Raw genomic sequence first — 18,700 nt, 5'->3', positions numbered from 1 at the left:
GGTTTGGATCAATGATTAATGCAAGCGTATCACTTTGACGTAATCATGTATCATGTCCTTTGTGACAGCACAAGAGACGCCGGAGCCCAGCACACCGCCCCGGAGTCGGGAGTCCCGTGACACCCGCGGCAAACTCATCCGGGCCGCCGAGCAGTTGTTCGCGGCGAAGGGCGTCGACGGTGTCTCACTCAGTGAGATCAAACGAGCCGCGGGTCAGCGCAACGCGATGGCCCTGCAGTACCACTTCGGCGACCGGGCCGGTCTGCTGCGAGCCGTACTCGACAAGCACCTCCCTGCGGTGGACGCTCGCCGGGAGGTACTGCTGCAGCAGTACGAGGACAGCGGGGCCGCCGGTCTTCGCCCCCTCGCCGCCGCCCTGGTACTGCCGGCTGCCGCGAAACTCGCGGACCCCGACGGCGGACGCGAGTTCCTGCAGATCGTGGCCGAACTGCTCAACCGGCCCGAACCCCTGGTCGAGCTCATCGTGCCGAACGAGAAGTCGAGCATCTACGCGTGGCGGCGCCTGCTGGACCCCCTACTGGCTCCTGAGTCGACCGCGGTACTCCACACCCGCTTCACTGCCATGCGCTTCTGCCACGCCGAACTCGCCACCCGTGCCGCCGCCCGCCCCCGCAGGGACGACCGGTTGTTCACCAGCCGGCTGGTCGACCTGGTCACCGCACTGCTGGCCGCACCGGTGTCCGAGCAGACCGCACGACTGCTGCACGAACGAGACCTGAAGGAACGCAACGGCCGGCAGGCTCGGGCTCGCTGACCGGTTGGGTTGATTCTCCTGGATCAAACGCTCTTTGAGGTGTGACCCGCCGAAGATCACCCAACGCCTGGATCGGCCTCGCAGTGTCCGGTATCGGCGAGCAGGCTTCCCACTTCATCTGCCGCACGATCCGCGGGTACTCCCGCGGTGACCAACGCCGCGATTGTTGCCGCAACACCATTGTCTTCCCAGTCTCCCCGGGAAGCACTCTCAAGGAGAGACAAGGACAGCGCTTCAATTGCCGGACTCAGCACATGCGCCGGCACGTGATCATGGAAGACTCCTTCCATCTGCCCCTGCTGCAGGATGCCCGAGATCGTAGCCCGGGCAGGCGTAAGGAATTCACGCACCGGATCTGTTGACGGATCCCGTCTGGCAAGTGCGATGAGTACCTGATAGCGGTCACCGACGGGCCACAAAGCCAGAGTCAGACGCGCGAGGGACCGCTGGGGCGATTCGGACGAGTGGAAAGCTGTGGCGACTGTCTTCTGCAAGATCTCGAAGGCCTCGTGAGCGAGCGCTTCCAGCAGCGCGTCCCTGCCGGGGAAGTGACCGTAAACTGTGCGCCTTACGACCCCCGCGGCCTGCGCGATCTCACCCAGCGTCACATCCAGGTTCCGCACCAGTTCCTGGCGTGCGACTGCGAGGATCCGCGCCCGATTGGCACGGGAGTCGCGCCTTTGGGGCTCTGGAACAGATCGCGTCACGTTATAAGACCTCTCAACTTAGAATATGTACATTATTACGCACTATGGAACCGGCCGGAGGCGGCGGTCGGCACGCCGCTGCCGGAGCTGGTGGACGCCGTCGATCAGCGCGGTGCCCATCAGGGACTTCGCCGAAGTTCACCCTGACGAGCCGAAGTCAGTATTGGGGCGATGGGGGAGAATCGCGCCGTGACCTTGAACATCACCATCGACGCCGACGCGCCCGACGCGCCGTACGAGCAACTGCGGGCGCAGATCTCCGAACAGGCCCGCTCGGGGGTGCTGCCGGTGGGCCACCGGCTGCCGACCGTCCGCGGCCTCGCGGAACAACTGGGCCTCGCGGCGAACACCGTGGCCAAGGCGTACCGGACGCTGGAGAGCGACGGGGTGATCGAGACGCGGGGCCGCAACGGCACGTTCGTGGCGGCGGCGGGGGACGCGGCGGAGCGGCAGGCGGCGGCGGCCGCGGCGGCGTATGCGGCGCAGGCGCGGCGGCTGGGGCTGTCGCGGGAGGCGGCGCTGGGAACGGCGGGGGAGGCGATTCGCGCGGCGTACGAGGCGGCGTACGAGGGGGACTGACGGGGCGGGAACGCCCGCCGCAGGCGCCCCCACCCTGCCCGGCGTCACAGGTACAGCCCCGCCTCCTCGCCCCCGATCTGCGACGGGACCGACGCCGGAGGCGTACCGCGGCGCAGCGCGTAGAGCTCCGCCAGCGTCGCGCCCTCGCGGCCCACGCCCTCGTCCGTGCCGAGCCACGACACGGCCTCGCGGCGGGTGAGCGGGCCCACCTCGATGCGGGCCAGGCAGCGGCCGGGGCGGACGACCGCGGGGTGGAGGCGTTCCAGGTCCTCGTTGGTGGTGACGCCCACCAGGACATTGCGCCCCTGCCCGAGCAGGCCGTCCGTCAGGTTGAGCAGACGGGACAGCGCCTGACCCGCCGTGTGTTTCGCCTCGCCGCGGATCAGCTCGTCGCAGTCCTCGAGCAGCAGCAGCCGCCAGCGCCCCTTGGAGGTGCCCTCGTCCTCGCCGATCGCGATGTCCATCAGATAGCCCACGTCGTTGAAGAGCCGCTCCGGGTCCAGAACGCAGTCCACCTGGCACCAGTCGCGCCACGAGCGGGCCAGCGTCCGCAGTGCGGACGTCTTGCCCGTACCGGGAGGGCCGTGGAGGAGCAGCAGCCGGCCCGCGATGTCGTCCGGTGTCACCTTCATCAGCCGGTCCATCGCGTCGGCCACGGGCGCGGTGTAGTTGGCCCGGACCTCTTCCCATGTCCCGGCGGCGATCTGCCGTGTCGTGCGGTGCGGGCCGCGGCGCGGGGAGACGTACCAGAAGCCCATGGTGACGTTCGTCGGCTGCGGTTCCGGTACGTCGGCCGCGCCGTCGGTCGCCTCTTTGAGGATCTTCTCGGCGAGCTCGGAGCTGACGGCCGTGACCGTGATGTCCGCGCCGCGGTTCCAGCGGGAGATCAGCATGGTCCATCCGTCGCCCTCGGCGAGCGTGGCGCTCCGGTCGTCGTCCCGGGCGGAGCGCAGCACAGTGGCGGCGGGCGGCAGCATCGACGCGCCGTGCCGGACGCGCTCGATACTGGAGCTGTGGGAGTACGGCTGCTCGCCCGTCGCGAAGCGGCCGAGGAACAGCGCGTCGACGACGTCCGAGGGTGAATCGCTGTCGTCGACGTTGAGCCGGATCGGCAGAGCGTCCTGAGGGTTTGCAGACATGCGCCCATGATCCGGCACGGTCTCGGCCGCCGCACCGTGTTTTGCCCGGTGCGGCGGCGAACCGCGGTGCGGCGGGCCGGTGCTCAGCGGCGCACCAGTGCCAGGGCCTGTCTGGCCCTGCGCACCACGGCGTAGCCCTTGGTGAGGGCCCGGTCCTTGGCGAAGTCTCCTGTGAGCGTCCGTCCTTCGACGAGCCGTTCGAACTCGGCCGCTCCCGTCCTGCGCCGTACCGTCAGCCGCCGCAGTGCGTACGGGCCCTGCCGCATAGCCGCCCGCGGCCGCTGCGGCGCCCGCGACGATCGCGCCGGCACTCTTGGGACTGTATGACAGGACCGCCTCGGAGGGCCCCACTCCTGAGGGTTTGTGACGCTCGATCAGCGGCGGCTGCGGTACCGCCCCAAGGACCTCACTGACTCGTCAGTAACAGTTCTTGGCATGGACACTTCCGGTGAAGTCTGTCCCCTGCTACGAAAGTTGAGGCAGAGATCCTGCTAAAGGGAGGTTCCATGAATCTGTCCCGAGTCGCGGCATTCTCATCCTCACTCCTCCTCGGCGCTGTCCTCGCTCTCACGGGAGCGGGCCCGGCGCAGGCAGACACCACCGCCCAGTCACTGGACTACGTCGCCCTTGGCGACTCCTACTCCTCAGGGGTGGGAGCCGGCAGCTACGACAGCGCGAGTGGCAACTGCAAGCGCAGCACCCGGGCCTTCCCCAGGCTCTGGGCCAACGCCAATTCACCCTCGTCGTTCGCGTTCACCGCTTGCTCAGGCGCCCGTACGGGTGATGTCACGGCGAGTCAGCTCGGTCCGCTCAGCTCCTCCACCGACCTCGTATCCATCACGATCGGCGGCAACGACGCAGGCTTCGCCGACGTCATGACCACGTGCGTCCTGCAGTCCGAGTCCAACTGCATCAACCGCATCGCACAGGCCAAGGCGTACGTCGATTCGACCCTGCCCGGAAAGCTCGACCAGGTGTACTCGGCGATCAGCGCCAAGGCTCCCGCAGCCCAGGTCGTCGTCCTCGGCTATCCCCGTTTCTACAAGCTGCAGGGCAACTGCATCGCCGGTCTGACGGAGAACGAGCGGGCCGCCATCAACGGCGCCTCCGACCACCTCAACGCGGCGATCGCCAAGCGCGCGGCCGATCACGGTTACGGCTTCGCGAGTGTCGTCGGGACCTTCACCGGACATGAGATCTGCTCCGGTTCGTCCTGGCTGCACAGCGTCAACTGGCTCAACATCGGTGAGTCGTACCACCCGACGGCGTCCGGCCAGTCCGGCGGCTACCTGCCCGTGTTGGCGTCGAACGTCTGACGCGCGTAGTTCCGTTCCACCCTTCCACGACCGGGCTCGGCCCCCACACGTGTCCGGTCGTGGCACTTTCGTGCTCGGGCGGGGCCGAACGGGTCGTCACCGCGCAGGTGTCCGGATCCGGGACGGAGCCGAACGCCTAAGCAGCCAATGCCCAGACCAGGGCCACGAGGAACAGCAGCAACAGGGCAACCCCAACGGCCAGCACCGTCGTGGCCCGTCGGGAGTCGTCATCCTGTCCGGGGGTCTTTGCAACCACCGTCCCGGCCCTCGCCGAAGCGGTTTCCGGCTCCCGGACCCCGGGGCCCGTGAATCGAGTGTCGGCCGGGGGTGACGCGGTCGCCGGCACGTCCGTCCGTGCGGCGCCGCCGGAGCTTGCCAGGCGCAGCAGATGCTCCGCTTCCGCGGCGTCCATCCGGCCCGACGGATTGCGGTGCAGCAGTCCGGTGACCACCGGTTCCAGCGCGTCGGCGCCGCCCCGCGACGGATGCGCCGCCGGGTCGCCCTCCGCGCCGAACGCGGAGCGCCCCTCCGTCGCCGCGTGCAGCAACGCCCCCAGTGACCACAGGTCCGAGTCCGGGCCCGGATCGCGGCCGGCCGCCGTCTCCGGGGCGCCGAACTCGGGGGAGTCGCGCGCCGTCAGTGTGCCGAAGTCGGTGACCATCACCCGGCCGTCGTTGGCCATCAGCACGCTTGACGGCTTCAGGTCCCGGTGCAGGACCCCGGCCGCGTGTGCCACCCGCAGAGCGGCCAGGATCTCCGCCCCGATGTGCGCGGCGCGGCGCGGCGGCAGCGGCCCTTCCGCTTCGAGGACGTCCGCGAGCGTGAGGCCGCGCACCAGCTCCATCACGATCCAGGGCCGGCCGTCCTCCGTGACCACGTCATGGACGGCGACCACGTTCCGGTGCGAGACGCGGCCGGCGGCGCGCGCCGCGTCCTCCAGGTGCTCGTACAGCCGGCGCGTGTCCCCGGGGCCGAGCGTCCGCGGTGCCCGGACCTCCCTGATCGCGACGTCGCGCGTCAGCACCTCGTCGCGGGCCAGCCACAGCACGCCCCCGCCGACCTCGTCCAGCGGGCTCAGCAGCCTGTAGCGCTCCGCGATCAGCCGTACCGTTCCCGGCACTTCGCTCATGGCGAGCCCCCTGTCCGCAATCAGCGCCGCAACACGGTGTAAACCCCTCCAAGCTAGCTCAACTCATGGTGTTTGAAGCTTCCTTGAGTGGTCATCAGTACGACTGAGGCTCAAAATTGCATGCACGCTGTCCAACTCGCCCTGGAAACAGCCACATTCGAAGAGCAATCGTCAACCCGCGTACGGGTGTGGTGAATCATGCGGGCGGGATACACGGGTGTCCCGGCGGGGAGATAGGGTTAGCCTGCCCGGGCCGGGTGCCTCGTACGGGTGGGGAGTGACATGGAACAGATAACAGTGCGCAGCAGGGCGCGAGTGCCTGCCATCACATGCGGGAGCGGAGCGAGCAGTTCGCGTCTCGACCGCCACCTGTCGGTGCTCGGCGGTCCCGTCGTGCCGCAGCGTGAGTCGGCCGAAGCGACGCTGCTGATGCGTGAACTGACCTCGCGTGATGTGGCGCACAGCCGCAGGAGCAAGAGCGCGCGTGTGTCGCTCTTCGCGCCGCTGCGGCGCCTGCGACGCTCGCTCTTCGGCAGCCGCGGCTGACCCGGCACCCGGCCGCACCACCCACCGGCCCCACGCGTCGGGACGATCGCGCCCACCCCGCTCAGGCGACCACACCGTCCCGGCGCAGTACCGCTGCGGCTTCATCCGTCATCCCCATGGTCCGAAGCAGCGCATCGGTGTGCTCTCCGAGACCGGGAATCGCCCCCATCCGCGCCGGCTCCCCGCCTGGCAGCGTGATCGGGGGAATCATCGCCCGCAGCGGTCCCACCGGTGACCCGATCTCGCGCCACCGGTCCCGTGACGCCAGCTGCGGATGCCCGGCCACGTCCGCCACGGTATTGAGCCGTGCGCACGCGATACCCGCCGCGTCCAGCCGCGCGACCGCCTCACTCGCGTCCAGCCCGGCCAGCGCCTTGGCGACCACGGCGTCCGTCCGCTCGCGGTTCGCCGTGCGGGCCGTGTTGGTGGCGAACTCCGGATCACGGGCCAAGTCCGGCCGCTCCAGGACGTGGTCGGCGAGCCGCCGCCACTCGCGGTCGTTCTGTACGGACAGCAGCACCTGACCCCCGTCGGCGGTGGCATAGGCGTCGTACGGGGCGATGACGGCGTGCGCGAGACCCGTACGCGCCGGTGCTTCGCCGCCGTGCATCCCGTGGTGCAGGGGATGCCCCATCCACTCGGCCAGCGATTCCAGCATGGAGATCTCCACCGGCCCGCCTCGCCCCGTCGTGCCGCGTCGCAGCAGCGCCGCCAGGACGCCGGAGAAGGCGTACATCGCCGCGGCGATGTCGGCTGCCGGGATGCCCGCCTTCACGGGCTGCTCGGCGGTCCCCGTCACGGAGACGAGACCGGCCTCGCACTGCACGAGCATGTCGTACGCCCGCTTGTGCGCGTACGGGCCCTCGGAGCCGTAGCCGGAGATGTCGACGGCGACCAGCCTCGAATGGGCGGCGCACAGGGCGGCGGCGTCCAGGCGGAGCCGGGCGGCCGCGCCCTGGGCGAGGTTCTGCACGAACACGTCGGCGTCCGCGACGAGCCGGTGCACGATGTCGAGGCCGCGCGGGTCCTTGAGGTCCACGGCGATGGACTCCTTGCCGCGGTTGCACCACACGAAGTGCGAGGCGAGGCCGCGGGCAGCGGTGTCGTAGCCGCGGGCGAAGTCCCCGCCGTCCGGTCGCTCCACCTTGATCACGCGCGCGCCGAGGTCGGCCAGTTGTCGGGTGGCGAACGGGGCGGAGACGGCCTGCTCGACGGCGACGACCGTGATTCCGTCCAGGGGCAGTGGCATGTGGCTCATGACGCCGTGCATACCGTGTACGTGCCACCTTTGTCACCACCGGGGTGTCACACCAAGATCGTCTCCGGGGTCGCGAGCGTCTCAGGAGCGGGTCGGTGCGCTCGAAGGCCCGGACGCGCCGGCCGGCACGACGAGGGAGCTGATCGCGATGGTCGGCGGCTCGGTGATGAACCACGTCGCGAACGAGCTCGCGACCGCGGAGCGGGCGCGTGCACTGCCGTGGCCGCAGGAACAGGAGCAGGCGGTGCGGACGGAGTATCTGCGCGCGGGTGGGATCGGGGGGTATCCGCGGTCGGCCGCGCCGTCGGCGGCGGGCCCGGATCCGGTGGACCCGGAGGAGGGATTCGAACGGGTCCTGGCGCGCGTGCTCGACGGTTCGCGTAGCGGCGGCCCGGTACGGGGGAGGTCAAAGCAACGCGAACTGGCCGCCCGGGCCCTCCTCCTCGTGGTCGAGGACCGACGCCGGTCGCCGCATGTTGCGCGGCGGCGGCACGATCCCCGCGGACCGGAGCTCGCCGGCGGCGATCCGTGGGCCCGCCGCCAACGCCTCCCTCCTCGGCTCCAGTTCCGCCAGCAGCGCCAGCACCGTGATCAGCTCCAGCAGTTCCGAGGTCCACTCCTGGGGCCAGGCCGCGGGCCGTACTGCCTCCAAAGTGCCGGGCTCCGCCGGGGCCGTGCGTTGTTCGAACCAGTGCTCCAGCACCCGTACCCCGCCCAGCTCGAAGCCCCAGGCGCAGTCCGGGACGGGGGAGACACGGCCGGTGCCGCCGATGACCAGCGCCTCGTCCTTGGGGTCGTAGTCGATCGAGTCGGGCCGGGGCGGCAGAGCCGCGCGGACGTACGGCCTGCGTCCGCCGGGCAGTCGCGGCCGCTCACCGCCCCGCGCGCCGCGCAGCATGACGCGGGTCAGTTCCCGGCCCAGGGTCACCCCGGACGTCCAGAGGTCCGCGTCGCCGGTCAGTGGCACGGCGCATCCGGCGGGGGACGGCTGCACGGCCGCCACCACCCAGGCGGCGAACTCCTCGGCGCTCACCTCGCGTCCGTACCGTTCGCCGAGCAGATCCGTCAGGCCGGGCGCGAGGTTCGGCTCGAGGCCGCCCGGCCGCCGGTACAGCGGCCGGACACGCCCGGGACGCCCCGGGCGACCGCCGGGCGAACGCCCGTCCGGAAGCAGGGCGGAGACCACAAGGCGCGGTCCGTGCTCGACGAACAACAGTTGCCGCTCGTCGAGCACCCGCCACAACTCGGGCCGCGCGACGTCGATCAGCCGGTGGTCCGGTATCAGCCACTGCTCGTCGAAGGCGCCGTGCAGGACCCGTACGGGCTCGGGGCAGCGGCCGGCCTCCTCGGTGAAACGTCCTGTGGCCGCCGGCCGGCCGGGAAGCTGCGCCACCGCACTGCGCGGGCTGCGCGCACGGCTCGGGCGGAACAGCGCGTCGCGCTCGTCGCCGCCGGAGCGTGCGAGTGTGTTCCAGCGGGCCCTCAGAGACGCGGCGTCGGGCGCCATCACCCAGTCCCGGCCGAGCCGCAGCGGAGCCACGGACCAGGGCATGAGGTCGTCGAGCAGCGGCATGTCCTCGGCGAGAGCAGTCACCGTCCGCATGCTAGTGCTGGGACCGGCAAGGTTCACCGGCTCGCGACGCCCGGCACGGCACCTCGCTGCGTGTCGCATCACCCAAGTACATCCAGTACGCGGGAGATCCTCCGCCTTGCGATGCACCGCACCGGACGCCGCGAGCTTTCCGGCAAACCTTGCCGGTCACAGCACTGGCCAGCGTGCTCAGTCCACTGCACCCACGGTGAAGGAGCTCAGTCGGCCGCGTCCACGGTGACGGAGAAGGAGAAGCGGTCGCCGCGGTAGCGGATGCGCGCCACGTCGACGACCCGGCCGGACTCGTCGTACGTCACGCCGGTGTAGTGCAGGATCGGGCTCAGCAGCGGCACCCGCAGCAGCGCCGCGGTCCGCGGGTCCGCGAGCCGCGCCTCCACCGTGTCGGTGATCCGGCTGATCCGGACACCGAGCGCGTCCCGCAGCACCTTGGTCATCGGCCAGCGCTCCAGGTCCGCGGTGTCGAGACCGGCGGCGACGTCCGGGTGGAGGGCGTTCTCCGCCCAGTTGGTGGGCTCGCCGCTCTCGCCGTCGCAGCGCAGCCGCCGGTACACCACGACCTCGGCCGCGCCGGGGAAGTGCTCCGCGAGCTCGCCGGGCACCGGCTCCGGGCCGTGGCCGAGGATCGTCGTGCGCTCGCCGGACTGCTGCGCGACGATCGCGTCGATCGAGCCCAGCAGCCGGCGGGGCGCACCGCGTCGCGCCCCCGGTTCGATGAAGGTGCCGCGCCGGCGGTGCCGGCTGATCAGGCCCTCCTCCTCCAGCTCCTTGAGCGCCTGCCGCATGGTCAGCACGCTCACGCCGTAGTGCTGGGCGAGCTGCTCCTCGGTGGGCAGCCGCAGCGACGCCTCGGGGCCTCGGCCCAGTATCGAGGCGCGCAGCGACTGCGAGACCTGGTACCACAGCGGCAGCTTGCGGTTCAGGACCAGTGAGTCGGGGGCGAAGGAGGTCACGGCATCTCCGTTACACGGCAAGTCTCCACTACGGCCTGAAGTGGCGCTCCAGACCCTGCCATACGTCGTCGTAGCCCTTCTGCAGATGGTCGGCGTTCGCCGCCTGGCCGGTGGCGGTCACGGGCCAGCGGGTCTCGAACATGAACGCAAGTCCGTCGTCGATCTTCTGCGGCCCCAGCTCCGCGGTGCTCGCGGCCTCGAAGGTCTCCCGGTCGGGGCCGTGCGCGGACATCATGTTGTGCAGCGAGCCGCCGCCCGGCACGAAGCCCTCGGCCTTGGCGTCGTACGCGCCCTCGATGAGGCCCATGTACTCGCTCATCACATTGCGGTGGAAGTACGGCGGGCGGAAGGTGTCCTCGCCGACCAGCCAGCGGGGCGCGAAGACGACGAAGTCGACGCCCGCGAGACCGGGGGTGTCGGACGGCGACGTCAGGACCGTGAAGATCGACGGGTCGGGGTGGTCGTAGGAGATGGTCCCGATGACGTTGAAGCGGCGCAGGTCGTAGACATAGGGGACGTGGTTGCCGTGCCACGCGACCACGTCCAGCGGGGAGTGGTCGTACGTCGCGGCCCACAGGTTCCCGCAGAACTTGTTGACCACCTCCACCGGGCCCTCGACGTCCTCGAAGGCGGCGACCGGGGCGAGGAAGTCACGCGCGTTCGCGAGACCGTTCGCGCCGATGGGGCCGAGGTCCGGGAGCTGGAAGGGCTGTCCGTAGTTCTCGCAGACGTAACCGCGGGCGGACGGGCTCTGCCCGGCGTCGGGCGCGGTGTCCAGGAGCTCGACACGGAAGCGGACGCCCCGCGGGATCAGGGCGACCTCGCCGGGGCGGGCCGGCAGCAGGCCGAACTCGGTGACCAGCAGCAGCCCGCCGCGCTCAGGGACGATCAGCAGCTCGCCGTCCGAGTTGCTGAACACCCGGTCCGTCATGGACGTATCGGCGTGGTAGAGGTGCACGGCCATGCCGGTGCGCTGAGTCGCGTCGCCGTTGCCGCCGAGCGTCCACAGACCGGCCAGCCAGTCGGTGCCGGGCGCGGGCTCCGGCAGCGGGTTCCAGCGCAGTCTGTTGGGGTCGGGCACGGTCTCGGTGAAGGGGGCGCTGCGCACGTGGCCGTTGTCGATGCGGGTGAACGGGGGGTGGGCGGCGGACGGTCGGATGCGGTACAGCCAGGAGCGCCGGTTGTGCGCGCGGGGCTCGGTGAAGGCGGAACCGCTGAGCTGCTCCGCGTAGAGCCCGAGGGGGGCGCGCTGGGGGGAGTTACGCCCGTGGGGGAGTGCGCCGGGCACCGCCTCCGAGCTGTGCTCGTTACCGAAGCCGGGGGAGAACGACTGATCGGTCAGCCCCTCGACGATCTTCCGCGCCTGCTCGGTGCCGCTCATTGCCCGCTCCTGGTGCTGAAGGTCACTGAAACCATTCCTATGGACAACCGTAGGATTGCAGGTCCGCCCGCCAACGGCAACGGAGCGGCATGATGGACCGCGTGTCCCGCGCCCGCACCGGCTCTGATTCCCCTTCCTCTTCCTCGCCGTCCTCCTCTCCTCCTTCCCATGCGCATCTCCGCCGCGCGCCTGTTCAGCAGCGCAGCGCCCACCGGCTCGCCCGGATCCTGGACGCCTGTGCCGAGGTTCTCGACGAGGAGGGCTACGAAGAACTGTCCACCCGCACGGTGGCGGCCAGGGCGGGCGTGCCGATCGGCTCCGTCTACCGCTTCTTCGGCAACAAGCGCGCGTTGGTCGAGGCCCTCGGGCGGCGCAATCTGGACGGCTTCGCCGAGCGGGTCGCAGGGCGGCTCCCCGCGCTGCCCCCCGGTGACTGGCGGGCTGCGGTCGATGCCGTGCTTGACGAGTACCTGGCGATGAAGCGGACGGTGCCGGGATTCACCCTGGTCGACTTCGGCGCACAGCTGCCGGTCGGCGCACCCGCTGCCTGCGCCAACCACGAGGTCGCCGACCGGCTGACGGACCTGCTCGCGGCGCATCTGGGGCGCCCGTCGGATGTGCCGCTGAGGCGGACGGTCCTGGTGGCGGTGGAAGCTGTGGACGCGCTGCTGCAGCTGGCCTTCCGGGTGCGGCCGTCCGGCGACGAGGACATCGTGACCGAGACGCGTGAGCTGGTACGGGCGTATCTGGCGCGGGTCTTCGACTGACGCGGGGGTCTTCGACTGACGGCGGGGGTCTTCGGGCGGGGCGGGCCAGGGCTGGCCTGCCCCGCCTTTGCCCGCCCCCGAAATCGCACGGGATCGGGCTTCCCGTCCGTGCATACCGGTCGGTATGCTCGGCCGGGCCAGCACCACGCCGCTGCCGCCGCCCGGGGAGGGCCCATGTCCCGCACCGCACCCGCCGTCCGTACGACCCCAGCCCCGCCCGGCGCGCCCGCCGCGCAGAGCGCCCGTACCGCCCTGCGCGTCTGCCCGCTGTGCGAAGCCACCTGCGGACTCACCCTCACCATCGAGGGCTCCCGTGTCACCCGGGCCCGCGGTGACCGGGACGATGTCTTCAGCCAGGGCTTCATATGCCCCAAGGGCGCCTCGTTCGGTGAGCTCGACGCCGACCCGGACCGACTGCGCAGCCCGCTGGTCCGGGAGAACGGCGAACTGCGCGAGGCGACCTGGGCGGAGGCCTTCGACCTCATCGCCGCACGCATCCGGCCGCTGACCGAGGAGCACGGGCCGAACGCCGTCGCAGTCGTCCTCGGCAACCCCAACGTCCACACGATGGCCGGTGGCCTCTACCCGCCCGTCCTGATCTCCGCACTGCGGACACGGAACGTCTTCAGCGCCTCCACGCTGGACCAGATGCCCAAGCACGTGTCCAGCGGTCTGCTCTTCGGCAGTTCGGTCGCCATCCCCGTCCCCGACCTGGACCGCACCGACCATCTGCTGCTCCTCGGCGCCAATCCCCTGGAATCCAACGGGAGTCTGTGCACCGCCCCCGACTTCCCCGGCAAGCTCAAGGCGCTCCGCCGCCGCGGCGGCACCCTCACCGTCGTCGACCCGCGCCGCACCCGCACCGCGCAGCTGGCCGACCGTCATGTCGCCATCCGGCCCGGCACCGACGCGTTGCTGCTGGCCGCCCTCGCCCAGGTCCTCTTCGAGGAGGGGCTCACCGACCTCGGCACACTCGCCGAGCATGTCGAGGGCGTGGCCGAAGTCGAGGCCGCCGTCAAGGACTTCACCCCCGAGGCCGTCGCAGCCGCCTGCGACATGGACGCCGACGACATCCGGGCGATCGCCCGTGAACTGGCCGCCGCCCCCACCGCCGCCGTGTACGGGCGCATCGGCAGCTGCACCGTCGAGCACGGCACCCTGGCCAGCTGGCTCGTCGACGTCCTCAACATCCTGACTGGCAACCTGGACCGGCCCGGCGGCGCCCTCTTCCCGCTCGCCGCGACGGACCGGGCCCCGCGTCCGGCAGCTCCCGGCAAGGGCTTCGCGCTCGGCCGATGGTCCAGCAGGGTCAGTGGCCACCCCGAGGCCAAAGGTGAACTGCCGATCGCCGCGCTCGCGGAAGAGATCGAGACCCCGGGCGACGGCCGGATCCGGGCCGTCATCGCTATCGCCGCCAACCCGGTGCTCTCCGCCCCGGACGGCGACCGTCTCGACCGCGCCCTGGCCGGCCTCGACCTGATGGTCAGCATCGACCCGTATCTCAACGAGACCTCACGCCACGCCGACGTCGTGCTGCCTCCGCCGCCGCCCGCCCAGAGCGCCCACTTCGACTTCGCGTTCAACGCCCTCGCCGTCCGCAACCAGGCCCGCTACTCACCGGCCGCCGTGCCTCTGGAGGCCGGGCTGATGGACGAGTGCGAGATCCACGCCCGGCTCGTCCTCGCTGTCTCCGGGATGCACGGAGCCGAGCCTTCGGCCGTCGACGACATGGTCATCCAGGGCGCCCTGGCCAAGGCGGTCGCCGACCCGCACTCGCCCCTCCACGGACGGGACGCGGCCGAGCAGGCGCGCCTGCTGGCCGGCAGCAGCGGGCCGGAGCGGCGGCTCGACATGATGCTCCGCCTCGGCCCGTACGATCTTGTCCTCGAGGACCTGCGGCAGGCGCCGCACGGCATCGACCTCGGCCCGCTCCGACCCCGTATCCCGCAGATCCTCAAGACCCGCAGCGGACGCGTCGACCTGCTGCCCGGCCCGATCGCCGCCGATCTGCCGAGGCTGCGGGCGGCGCTCGACGAGCGGCCCGCCGGCCTGGTCCTGGTCGGCCGCCGCCATCTGCGCTCCAACAACAGCTGGCTCCACAACGTGCCGGCCCTGAACGGCGGGTCCAACCGCTGCACGCTCCACATCCACCCCGACGACGCGGCCCGTCTCGGGATCGCCGACGGCGCCACAGTGCGCATCACCGCGGACGGCGGTCATGTCGACGCCCCCGCGGAGATCACGGACACGATCCGCACCGGTGTCGTGAGCCTGCCGCACGGCTGGGGACACGACCGGCCGGGCACCCGGCTCTCGGTGGCCGCGCAGCGCGCCGGAGTCAACGTCAACCAGCTGCTCGACGGCTCCCGGCTCGACCCCCTGTCCGGCACGGCGGTGCTCAACGGCTTCCCCGTCGAACTGACAACCCTGCCATGACCTGGGCCCGTACGAGCGCCTTCGCGCTGGTCGTCTCCGGGGGCGTCGCCGTGGCCTCCTTCGCCTCGCTGTGGCGTATCGAGCGCCGTCCAACGGAAGTTGGGGGAGGCCCGAAGGAGTCGCGGACGAAGGTCCCGGTGCACCGCATCCTGCGGACGCGCGGTGTTCTGCGGGGATCTTCATCAGTCTCGCGGTGCTGTCGGCCACCGACATCCTCACCGTCTACCTTCCGGTGGTCGGCGAGGACCGCGGCATCGCGCCCGCCGCCGTCGGAGCGCTGCTGAGCCTGCGGGCCGCCGCGACGATCGCCTGCCGGCTGGTGATGACGCCGGTGATCCGCCTCCTCGGCCGTACGGCCCTGCTCATCGTGACGTGTCTGCTCGGCGGAGTGCTGTGTGCGGGCATCGCGCTGCCGGTACCGGTGTGGGCGCCGGCCCTGGTGCTGGCGGCCCTCGGCTTCTGCCTGGGGGTCGGCCGGCCGCTGTCCATGACGACGGTGGTCCAGGCGGCCCCCGCCCGGTCCCGTTCCACGGCGCCGGCCCTGCGGCTGACCGGCAACCGCCTGGGCCAGGTCGCCGCGCCCGCTTCCGCCGGACTGACCGCCGGTCTCGCCGGCACGGCGCTCCCTTCGTGATGCTGGGCGCCCTGCTGCTCGTGTCGGCGGGGACCGCTGTGCGGACAGGGCCGAACGGGCGACCGGGGCACGCATCGGCGGAGGGCGACGGAGCCGGCGGGACCGGCCAGGGCGGTGCGGCCGAGGGCGCGGACGGGCCGGGGTCCCCCGGTCGGCATACAGATCGTGTCCGCTAGTAGGGGCATTTCTGACGAGTTCTCAGCGTTTCGACGCTGCTTTCTGCCGAATCCATGACATCTAGTCAGCTGATCGCGTGATCAGTATGACAATCGGATCGGCTTGAAGGAGCCTCGCATGAGCACGACTGCAACTCTCCACCCGCGCCGCCCCCGCACGGCGGCGGCGGCCCTCGCCGCTCTGGCCTGTGCCGGCGTGACGCTGGCGGGGGCGTCGGCGGCTGTCGCCGCCCCCGGTGACAGCGGAGACCTCAAGATCCACAACGCCGGCGTCGAGCACTGGGACACCCGGGACGACATCAAGGGAGTCTGCAAGTTCAGCCTCAGCGCGTTCAACTTCGAGAGCCTGACGCAGGTCACCTGGACCATCACTCCGCAGCCCCCGACCGCCGCCGGCGCCACCCTGACGGACACCCTCGTGCTGATCGCCGGCCGGGGTCACACGGGGCAGTACTCGCTGCCCGACGGCGAGTACCTGCTCACCTGGACGGCACCCAGCGGTCCGCGGCAGAAGGTCTTCACCGTCGACTGCGACAAGTACGGCGACAAGCAGGGAGCGAAGGGCGGCGAGAACCAGAACAAGGACAAGATCCAGGACGACAAGGGCACGGACTGGGAGAAGGACGACAAGGGCTCGCCGCACGGTGCGGTACCCGCGGGCGGCGGCGGAGCGGCCGACAGCGGTGAAACCAACGGGGCGGGTGGCTCCTCGACCGGCGTGACCACCGCGCTGGTCACTGGTGCGGCCGGGGTGGCCGGACTGGTTCTCGTCCGACGGGCCCGCCGCCGCGCCCATGGCGCCGCGTAACGTCCGCAGTCGCCGCCGCCGACGCGGACCCAGCCGCGCCTGCCGTCTGGCCCTCACGCTCAGCGTGACGGTCACGCTGGTCACCGGCGTCGTCCGGGGGTGTGAGGATCCGCTCCTGGGCGCGCCGGCGGTCACCGTCGCGGCCGACGTGTCGACGTCCGGAGCCGGCGTGCGGGCCTCGTCGGACGTGTCGAACCAGATCGACCTGCCGCCGCTCTTCCCTCGCACCGCGGGCCCGGAGGCACAATCGGCGGCCGCGACGCCCGGAACGCCGTCCGCTACGCCCGGAGCACAGTCCGGGAATCCGGGGCCGTCCCGGTCGGCCGCGCCCAGCACGTCCGCGGCACCACGGGGAGCCAAGACCGCTTCGGGCGGGCACGCGGCACTGCCACGCTCTCCCGCGAAACAGCTCGCGATCCCCGCCATCACCATCGAGTCACCGGTGACGGGGCTGGGCCTCGACAAGCACCATCGGCTCACGGCGCCTCCGGTGGACAACCCGCGCCTCGTCGGCTGGTACCGCGACGGGCCGTCCCCCGGCGAGGCCGGTACGGCTCTGCTGGTCGGACACCGCGACACCAGGACCGGCCCCGCCATCTTCCTCAACCTCAACGCACTGAAGCCGGGTGACAAGGTCAACGTCCGACGCGCGGACCGGCGGACGGCCGTGTTCACCGTCGACAAGGTGCGCACGTACAAGAAGGAGGTGTTCCCCGACGTCGAGGTGTACGGCCACACGGGCCGGCCGGAACTGCGGCTGCTGACCTGCGGCGGCAGCTTCGACCAGAAGGCCGGTTACTCCGCCAACGTCGTCGTCTTCGCGCACCTCACGGACGTCAAGCAGCCGTGATGCGCGCGGGGACGGTCCGCCACAGCGCGGCCGCCCCGCGGCCGGGCGGGCTCCTGCCGAGCGGATCTCGCATGGTGGACACATGCGTAACAAAGCGGCGCTCCGGCCTGCGCGATCCATTCCCCGACGGGGCGAAGTGGGCTAGCTTCTGGCGACGCAGCTGCCCCTTCTCATCCCGGGCGGGACCCTATGACTCGCGCCATCGCTCTGCACGACGTCAGCAAGAGATACGGGCGTGCTCGCCGCGCCGTCGACCGCTTCTCCCTCGGTATCGAACCGGGGGAGTTCCTCGTTCTGCTGGGCCCCTCCGGATGCGGCAAGTCGACGGTGCTGCGCATGATCGCCGGGCTCGAGGACATCACGGAGGGGGAGCTGCTGCTGGACGGGGAGTATGCCAACGACGTGCCGCCGCGCGAGCGCGACATGGCCATGGTCTTCCAGAACTTCGCGCTCTACCCGAACATGACCAACCGCCAGAACATCGGCTTCCCCCTGAAGCTGGAGAACCCCCGGGCCGACAGCAGCCCACGTGTCGAGGCCACCGCCAGAATGCTCGGCATCGAGGACCTCCTCGACCGGTTCCCCGCGCAGCTCTCCGGCGGCGAACGGCAGCGCGTCGCGATGGGCAGGGCCATCTCGCGGCGGCCCTCCGTCTTCCTGATGGACGAACCGCTCTCCAACCTCGACGCGAAGCTCCGCAACCACCTCCGGGCCGAGATCGCCCGGCTCACCGCGGAGTTGGGTGTGACGACGGTCTATGTCACCCACGATCAGGCGGAGGCGATGTCGCTGGGCGACCGGGTCGCGGTCATGCGCGGCGGAGTGCTCCAGCAGGTCGGCACTCCCCGGGAGACCTACGCCGTGCCGGCGAACGTCTTCGTCGCCGCGTTCATCGGTACGCCCCGGATCAATCTGCTGCAGGCCGTCGTCCATGCGCCGCTGGACGGCAGGATGTCGATCGATCTGGGCAGGCAGCGCCTGCCGTTGCCCGAACCGCTCAGCCCCGACCACCAGTTGCTGCGCATCCAGCAGGGGCGGCAGATCATCGTGGGCCTGCGCTCGGAGGCCGCCCGCATCGCGCCGCCCAGCCAGGCGCGCCCCGGTGAGGTCGCGCTGACCGGGCTCGTCGAGCACATGGAGTACCAGGGGCACGAGGCGCTGGTGCACTTCAACACCGGCTCCACGCCCGCCGTCGTCGCCGACCTGGAGTCGCCGCGACCGAAGACACCGGCGAGGAGGCGCAAGGACGCGGGCCCCGGAGTGCTCACCCGGCTCAAGGAGCGCGCGATGGCGCAGGTCGGCGGAGCCGTCGCGGTGCTCGACGAACCGGAACCGGTCCCCGCCCGTGAACAGCGGCCCCTCGGCGCGAGCGACCTCGTCGTCCGCACCGGCCCGGACCTGCGGCTGCGGACCGGTGCGCAGGTGCCGCTGCTCGTCGACCTCGCGCACCTCTATGTCTTCGACCACCAGGGCCGCCGGATCTGCCCGGCCCCCGTCGACCTCCCCGGCCTCGACGCGTAGGGCCTGTCCGGGCGGGGCGGGACCGGACTGCCCGGCCGCGCGGCCCGCCACGTAGCCTCCATCACGAGGGCTGCCCCTGGTGCCGTAAAACTAACGGCGCTAGTTTGGGGGGACAC

16 protein-coding genes and 2 pseudogenes are annotated in these 18,700 nt (G+C 71.2%); 10 read left to right on the top strand and 8 right to left on the bottom strand.

Annotated elements, in window-relative coordinates; genetic code table 11:
* Positions 1 to 61 precede the first annotated feature (61 nt).
* The gene (locus ACZ4SA_RS19480; RefSeq protein ID WP_468275946.1) at positions 62 to 775 is read left to right on the top strand and encodes a TetR/AcrR family transcriptional regulator; all 714 of its coding nucleotides are present in this window, start codon (positions 62 to 64) and stop codon (positions 773 to 775) included.
* Between the two features lie 56 nt (positions 776 to 831).
* Here the strand turns inward: ACZ4SA_RS19480 and ACZ4SA_RS19475 are convergent, their stop codons facing one another.
* Positions 832 to 1,482: a TetR/AcrR family transcriptional regulator gene (locus tag ACZ4SA_RS19475; RefSeq protein ID WP_468275943.1), complete on the bottom strand. Its 651-nt coding sequence runs from the start codon at positions 1,480 to 1,482 to the stop codon at positions 832 to 834.
* Positions 1,483 to 1,671: 189 nt separating this feature from the next.
* Here ACZ4SA_RS19475 and ACZ4SA_RS19470 point away from each other — a divergent pair, with 189 nt between their 5' ends.
* Positions 1,672 to 2,061, top strand: a complete 390-nt coding sequence (locus ACZ4SA_RS19470; RefSeq protein WP_468275940.1) for a GntR family transcriptional regulator — start codon at positions 1,672 to 1,674, stop codon at positions 2,059 to 2,061.
* 44 nt (positions 2,062 to 2,105) lie between these two features.
* Here the strand turns inward: ACZ4SA_RS19470 and ACZ4SA_RS19465 are convergent, their stop codons facing one another.
* Positions 2,106 to 3,200, bottom strand: coding sequence for a DUF5925 domain-containing protein (locus ACZ4SA_RS19465; RefSeq protein WP_468275937.1), 1,095 nt, complete (start codon positions 3,198 to 3,200; stop codon positions 2,106 to 2,108).
* A gap of 83 nt (positions 3,201 to 3,283) precedes the next feature.
* Positions 3,284 to 3,472, bottom strand: a pseudogene (locus ACZ4SA_RS19460) (polysaccharide deacetylase family protein); the annotation flags it as partial.
* Between the two features lie 234 nt (positions 3,473 to 3,706).
* On the opposite strand from ACZ4SA_RS19460, the gene ACZ4SA_RS19455 reads away from it, so the two are divergent.
* Complete coding sequence (locus ACZ4SA_RS19455; RefSeq protein WP_468275934.1) at positions 3,707 to 4,516, top strand: SGNH/GDSL hydrolase family protein; 810 nt, start codon at positions 3,707 to 3,709, stop codon at positions 4,514 to 4,516.
* A gap of 136 nt (positions 4,517 to 4,652) precedes the next feature.
* Here ACZ4SA_RS19455 and ACZ4SA_RS19450 read toward each other — a convergent pair whose 3' ends face one another.
* Positions 4,653 to 5,645: a serine/threonine-protein kinase gene (locus ACZ4SA_RS19450; protein WP_468275931.1), complete on the bottom strand. Its 993-nt coding sequence runs from the start codon at positions 5,643 to 5,645 to the stop codon at positions 4,653 to 4,655.
* A gap of 282 nt (positions 5,646 to 5,927) precedes the next feature.
* Here ACZ4SA_RS19450 and ACZ4SA_RS19445 point away from each other — a divergent pair, with 282 nt between their 5' ends.
* Positions 5,928 to 6,191, top strand: a complete 264-nt coding sequence (locus ACZ4SA_RS19445; protein WP_468275929.1) for a hypothetical protein — start codon at positions 5,928 to 5,930, stop codon at positions 6,189 to 6,191.
* 61 nt (positions 6,192 to 6,252) lie between these two features.
* On the opposite strand, the gene ACZ4SA_RS19440 is transcribed toward ACZ4SA_RS19445, so the two are convergent.
* The 4 genes from ACZ4SA_RS19440 to hmgA all read right to left on the bottom strand — a co-directional run bounded on the left by ACZ4SA_RS19440 (position 6,253) and on the right by hmgA (position 11,392).
* A complete protein-coding gene (locus tag ACZ4SA_RS19440; protein ID WP_468275926.1) occupies positions 6,253 to 7,449 on the bottom strand; it encodes a CaiB/BaiF CoA transferase family protein in 1,197 nt (398 codons plus the stop codon).
* Between the two features lie 406 nt (positions 7,450 to 7,855).
* Positions 7,856 to 9,052, bottom strand: coding sequence for a type ISP restriction/modification enzyme (locus ACZ4SA_RS19435; protein WP_468275923.1), 1,197 nt, complete (start codon positions 9,050 to 9,052; stop codon positions 7,856 to 7,858).
* A gap of 206 nt (positions 9,053 to 9,258) precedes the next feature.
* Positions 9,259 to 10,011, bottom strand: coding sequence for a GntR family transcriptional regulator (locus ACZ4SA_RS19430; RefSeq protein ID WP_468275920.1), 753 nt, complete (start codon positions 10,009 to 10,011; stop codon positions 9,259 to 9,261).
* A 28-nt stretch (positions 10,012 to 10,039) separates the two neighbouring features.
* Complete coding sequence (gene hmgA / locus ACZ4SA_RS19425) at positions 10,040 to 11,392, bottom strand: homogentisate 1,2-dioxygenase (RefSeq protein WP_468275918.1); 1,353 nt, start codon at positions 11,390 to 11,392, stop codon at positions 10,040 to 10,042.
* Between the two features lie 89 nt (positions 11,393 to 11,481).
* Between hmgA and ACZ4SA_RS19420 the strand changes: the two genes are divergently transcribed.
* From ACZ4SA_RS19420 to ACZ4SA_RS19395, 6 genes and pseudogenes are all read left to right on the top strand, one after another.
* On the top strand, positions 11,482 to 12,159 hold the full coding sequence (locus ACZ4SA_RS19420; protein ID WP_468275916.1) for a TetR/AcrR family transcriptional regulator: 678 nt from the start codon (positions 11,482 to 11,484) through the stop codon (positions 12,157 to 12,159).
* A gap of 174 nt (positions 12,160 to 12,333) precedes the next feature.
* The gene (locus ACZ4SA_RS19415; RefSeq protein ID WP_468275914.1) at positions 12,334 to 14,595 is read left to right on the top strand and encodes a molybdopterin oxidoreductase family protein; all 2,262 of its coding nucleotides are present in this window, start codon (positions 12,334 to 12,336) and stop codon (positions 14,593 to 14,595) included.
* A gap of 5 nt (positions 14,596 to 14,600) precedes the next feature.
* Positions 14,601 to 15,405: pseudogene (locus ACZ4SA_RS19410) on the top strand (MFS transporter); the annotation flags it as partial.
* Positions 15,406 to 15,523: 118 nt separating this feature from the next.
* Positions 15,524 to 16,213, top strand: coding sequence for a hypothetical protein (locus tag ACZ4SA_RS19405; RefSeq protein ID WP_468275912.1), 690 nt, complete (start codon positions 15,524 to 15,526; stop codon positions 16,211 to 16,213).
* A gap of 64 nt (positions 16,214 to 16,277) precedes the next feature.
* Entirely contained in the window at positions 16,278 to 17,063 is a 786-nt protein-coding gene (locus ACZ4SA_RS19400) for a class F sortase (protein WP_468275910.1), read from the top strand.
* A 189-nt stretch (positions 17,064 to 17,252) separates the two neighbouring features.
* Entirely contained in the window at positions 17,253 to 18,584 is a 1,332-nt protein-coding gene (locus tag ACZ4SA_RS19395; protein ID WP_468275907.1) for an ABC transporter ATP-binding protein, read from the top strand.
* The last annotated feature ends 116 nt before the right edge of the window (positions 18,585 to 18,700 follow it).

It is taken from the genome of Streptomyces sp. NPDC027962, from assembly GCF_055566095.1.
The sequence above is the reverse complement of the archived record's forward strand: the minus strand, read 5'-3'. Positions and strand labels throughout refer to the sequence as shown.